The organism is Streptomyces sp. NPDC048496 (genome assembly GCF_043200055.1).
GTDB lineage: Bacteria > Actinomycetota > Actinomycetes > Streptomycetales > Streptomycetaceae > Streptomyces.
The window spans coordinates 1-4,472 of the sequence record NZ_JBICXB010000113.1; the positions used below are offsets into that span (position 1 = coordinate 1).

Sequence of the window (4,472 nt, forward strand, 5' to 3'; positions counted from 1 at the left end):
ACCACGTGATCATTCCGGGGCCGTCGCCATGCCCGGAGGGCAGATCGCGACTGTCACGCTTCACGCATGACCGGCCACCCGACAGGCTCTCAGGCCGCTTCGCGCAGCTCCGCCTCCAGGTGGCCGGGCCGGATGCCCAGATCGCCGAGGATGGCGTGCGCCGCGCGGCGGCCCGAGAACAGGGCGCCCTGCACCGTGCTCGTGTCCCGGTGGTCGCCGCACACGTACAGTCCGGCGAGCAGCCTGACCGGGCGGCGCAGATCGTGCGGGGGCGGCATGGCGGGGACCGCCTCCGGGTCGTGGTGGGCGGCCAGCAGTTCCCAGTCGTCCGTCGGGGTGCCGTACAACGCGGCGAGATGGGCGCGGACCGAGCGGTCGAGATCGGGCGGCGGGGTGCCGAGCACCGTCGACGTGATCAGGGTCCGGCCGTGCGGGGCGCGCGAGGGGTCGACCTCGCTCATCACGCAGGTGTGGGCCACCGGGCCCGAGCGGTCGGCGTCCAGCAGCAGCGAGGCGCCGGTCGGCGGGGGAGCGGGGGCGGTGTGGTGCAGAACCGTCACCGGATGGAAGGGCGGCACCCGAAGACCGGGCAGCAGCTCGGCAGCGGCGCTCGCACCGGTGGCCAGCAGCAGGGAACGGCAGCCCAGTTCACCGTGTTCCTTGGTGCGTACGGAGGTGATGTCGGCGGCGGTGACATGGACACCGGTCCGCACGGTGCCGGGCGGCAGGGCCGCCGCCAGCAGCTCGGGCAGCGTGGCCGAGCCGCCGGACGGTACACACAGCCGGCCGCGCGCGTAGCTGCGCAGGGCGAGATCGGCGCACCGGCTCGATGTGGTGAGCCCGGGGTCACTGAGCAGCGCGGCGAGGAGCGGGCGCAGGAAGCCGTTGACCGTACGGGAGGGCAGGCCGCGGGTGGACAGGGCGGCGAGCGCGGTCCGCTCCGGCCGGGCCAGGATGCGGGCGGCCGGGGTGGTCGCGAGCCGGGCGAGGGCCGCGCCGAGCCTGGCCTGGTCGATCGGCCCGCCCATCGGCGGGCGGGGGGCGCTCGCCAGGGCGCGCGCCGCCTTGAATGCGCCCCGTGCGCTCCGTACCTGGCGCGCATCGCCGGTCCGGTACTGTCGGCCCTCGCTGTGGACGAGGACCCCCGGAGCGAAGTTCCGCAGCAGGAGCCCTTCGAGGCCGGGCGCGGCGCGCAGTTCCGGATACGAGGTGCTGAGAAGCGGGCCGATGTGGTCGAGCCGGAACCCGTCCACCTCCTCGGTGGTCATCCGGCCGCCGACGCGTGGGCCCGCCTCCAGGACGCTGACGCTGACCCCTGCACTGGTCAATTGATGGGCTGCTGACAGGCCGGCGATCCCGGCACCGATGATGACGACATCCGCGTGGTGTGCCGTGCTGAGCACGTGCCCCTCCCCGAGTCGGCGCAACTGGTGGGAGGCTCTTGCCCCCAACAGGCCCCCGGAATGCCCGAGTTCGCCACGAGGCTAGGAGGGGTCCGGTGCGGGCGCAGTCGCGCGCGGCCGGGGCACCGTTGCACGGGATCGCACATCCGTGTGATTCGGCCGTGCGGGTCAGTGCAGCGCCGCGCGAATGGCGCCGTCGATGCCGGGGAAGGCGAAGGTGAACCCCGACTCCAGCAGCCGTGCGGGCAGCACCCGTTGGCTGCCCAGCACGTCCTCCGCGAAGTCCCCGAGGGCGACCCGGAGCGCGGGCGCCGGGACGGAGAACAGCGTCGGACGGTGCAGCACGCGCCCCATCGCCGCTGTCACCTCGGCGTTGGTCACGGGGTCGGGGCCGGTCAGGTTCACCGGTCCGGACAGCGACTCCGTGTCGAGGAGGTGCCGCAGGGCCGCGATGTGGTCGCGCAGCGCGATGAAGCTCCAGTACTGGCGCCCGCTGCCGAGCCGCCCGCCGAGCCCCGCGCGGAACAGCGGGAACAGCCGCCCCCAGGCCCCGCCCTCCCGGGCGACGACCAGGCCCGTGCGCGCGTACACCATCCGGATGCCTGCCGCCTCCGCCGGAGCCGCGGCAGCCTCCCAGTCCACGCAGACGGACGGCAGGAAGCCCGTGCCGTGCGGCGCGCTCTCGTCGACCGCGCGGTCCCCGGTGTCGCCGTAGTAACCGATGGCCGACCCGCAGAGCAGCACCTTAGGCGGTACGTCGAGGGAGGCCACCGTCTCGGCGATCGCCGCCGTGCCCAGTACCCGGCTGTCCCGGATCTCCCGCTTGTACTCCTCCGTCCAGCGATGGTCGCCGACCCCGGCCCCGGCGAGATGGACGACGGCGTCGCAGCCGACCAGGCCCGCCCCGTCGACGTAACCCCGCTTCGGGTCCCACTCGACCTCGTCCCCGGCGCGCGCCGGGTGCCGGACGAGGCGCACGACCTCGTGTCCGTCGGCCCGCAGCGAGCGCACCAGCGCGGTTCCGATGAGTCCGGTGGATCCGGTGACAGCGATACGGGAGTACACCATGGCCCCATCCTGCCGCAGCGGCGTACGGGGCGCCTCGCCTCCCTCACTCGTCACGCCCGAATCACTCGAACAGCAGTTGGAGGGCGACATCTCGGTAGTGGCGCACATGCCGCAGACCGCCGCCGCCTCGCTGTCCGCCGCCGCTTCCGGTTCGTACACGCCGAGCGCCCGGCAGATATGCGATGACGTGACCGGGCGGGTCGTGGCACAGTGGCGCCCATGCCTGAGCTCCGTACCCACCTTGTGCGCCCCGCCGTTCTCTCCGACGACACCGCTCTCGGGGAGCTCGACCGTGCCACCTGGTCGACCCTCCACGCCGTACAACCGCGTCCGCAGCCGCCGTACGAACCGTTCTTCAGTGAGCGCAACCGGCCCGAGCACCTGCTCGTGGCCGAGGCGGAGGACCCGGACGGCGATACGCGCATCGCCGGCTACATCCGGGTCGTCGCGCCGACTCCGCTCGCCTGCAACACGCATGTGCGCCAGATACAGGGACTCGCCGTGGCCGACTGGGCACGCGGCAGCGGTGTCGCCAGAGGGCTGCTGCGGGCCGCGTTTACGCTGGCCCGCAACGAGGGGGCGAACCGGATGACGCTGCGGGTGCTCGGGCACAACGCGCCCGCCCGGGCGCTGTACGCGTCGGAGGGGTTCGTCGTCGAGGGGGTGCTGTCCGGCGAGTTCTTCCTGGGCGGGCGCTACGTCGACGACGTGATGATGGGCCGCTCGCTCGCCCTGTGACGGCTTACGGCCTCCCCCGCGACAGGGAGTGGGGGAGGCCGTTACCGCCTTATCCCTTGAACAGCCGCATGCCGCCCATGAGTTCATGGAGGCAGCGCACCGCGAGGACGGCGGGGGAGCCGGCCCCGGCCGTCGGCGCGTCCGTGACCGCCCAGGCCTCCAGTGCCACCCGCACCGCGTCCGTGGCGGCCGCAGCGGCCAGCCGGACCTCCAACGGGTCCGCGTCCTCACCGGCCAGCCGTGCCAGCACCGGCAGCAGCCGCTCCTCCGAATCCTGATTGACCCGGTACCAGACGGCGCGCAGCGCCGGATCGTCCTGTGCCGCCCGCAGCAGGCCGCGCGTCCAGCCGAGCTGCTCCGTGGCGTGCTCGTCGCGCGGGCTGAGCGCGTCCGTGACCGCACCCTCCAGCGCCTCGGCCAGCGGGACCCCCGGACCGGCCGCTTCGAGCAGGGCGCGCCAGCGCTCGGCGCCGCCGGAGAGCAGCGGCCCCACCGCGTCCTCCTTGGAGCGGAAGTAGCGGTAGAAGGTGCGCAGCGCGACGCCCGCCCGGTGGGCGATGTCCTCCGCCGTGGTGCCGTCCGGCCCGCGCTCGGCGAAGAGCGCGGCGGCCGCGCGCGCGATGTCCAGCTGGGTCGCGGCCTTGCGGCGCTCGGTGAGGGACGGCTGCTGGTGGTTCATTCCCCGCAGATTACCCGGGCCGGGACTCCTTCGTGCGGGACGAAGTACCGACTGGGCTGCTACCTGGGATTCTTGGTGTCTGCGCAGTTCAGAGGCTTGGTCGCTATCGGTTTCGGGTGGTGTGACGGACCCTTCGGGAGAAGATCATCTCCCAGATTTCTCCCACCGGCAGCTTCTCGCGCGGCAGGCAGGTGAGCGCCATTCGGTTCTCGCTACGTGACAAAGGCAAGCTTGCGTCTCGTTCGGTCGTCGCTCGTTTCAGCTCCCTGGGGAAGCCGGAATCGGGTATCGGGGGCAGCCCTTCGAGCTGTGGTGAGGGCGGCCCCTCCAGGAGGGCACTGAAGATCTTGGCCGGGCTCCCGGCGTCTTGCACGCACATCTGCGGCGTTGCCGAAGCGGCCTGATAGCTCCGCTATGAGGTCGCTTCGGCGCCTTGCAGCTGCACGCACCAGACGCCGCTCGCTGATCCGGCCAAGATCTTCAGCACCCTCCTAGTAGGGCTTTGTTAGGTACCCCGGATGTTCAGCCAGGGGTAGGGTTGTGATCTTCTTTCAGGTGTGACACCTGAGGAGATGGAAGAGGTC

4 protein-coding genes are annotated in these 4,472 nt (G+C 72.4%); 1 reads left to right on the forward strand and 3 read right to left on the reverse strand.

Annotation, left to right across the window (positions count from 1 at the left end; all coding sequences use genetic code 11):
- Nucleotides 1-89: 89 nt before the first annotated feature.
- Together ACGFSA_RS34815 and ACGFSA_RS34820 are read right to left on the reverse strand one after the other, a co-directional pair.
- Entirely contained in the window at nt 90-1,403 is a 1,314-nt protein-coding gene (locus ACGFSA_RS34815) for an NAD(P)/FAD-dependent oxidoreductase (RefSeq protein ID WP_393310138.1), read from the reverse strand.
- A gap of 168 nt (nt 1,404-1,571) precedes the next feature.
- Nucleotides 1,572-2,471 (reverse strand): TIGR01777 family oxidoreductase, encoded by a 900-nt coding sequence (locus ACGFSA_RS34820; protein ID WP_393310140.1) that lies wholly within the window; start codon nt 2,469-2,471, stop codon nt 1,572-1,574.
- 219 nt (nt 2,472-2,690) lie between these two features.
- On the opposite strand from ACGFSA_RS34820, the gene ACGFSA_RS34825 reads away from it, so the two are divergent.
- Nucleotides 2,691-3,209, forward strand: a complete 519-nt coding sequence (locus ACGFSA_RS34825; RefSeq protein WP_393310142.1) for a GNAT family N-acetyltransferase — start codon at nt 2,691-2,693, stop codon at nt 3,207-3,209.
- A 49-nt stretch (nt 3,210-3,258) separates the two neighbouring features.
- On the opposite strand, the gene ACGFSA_RS34830 is transcribed toward ACGFSA_RS34825, so the two are convergent.
- Entirely contained in the window at nt 3,259-3,888 is a 630-nt protein-coding gene (locus ACGFSA_RS34830) for a TetR/AcrR family transcriptional regulator (RefSeq protein ID WP_393310144.1), read from the reverse strand.
- Between the last annotated feature and the right edge of the window lie 584 nt (nt 3,889-4,472).

Excerpts from the sequence above, each read along its gene's own strand:
- ACGFSA_RS34820 (WP_393310140.1), bottom strand. The coding sequence starts at position 2,471 with ATGGTGTACTCCCGTATCGCTGTCACCGGATCCACCGGACTCATCGGA.
- ACGFSA_RS34825 (WP_393310142.1), top strand. The coding sequence starts at position 2,691 with ATGCCTGAGCTCCGTACCCACCTTGTGCGCCCCGCCGTTCTCTCCGAC.
- ACGFSA_RS34830 (WP_393310144.1), bottom strand. The coding sequence starts at position 3,888 with ATGAACCACCAGCAGCCGTCCCTCACCGAGCGCCGCAAGGCCGCGACC.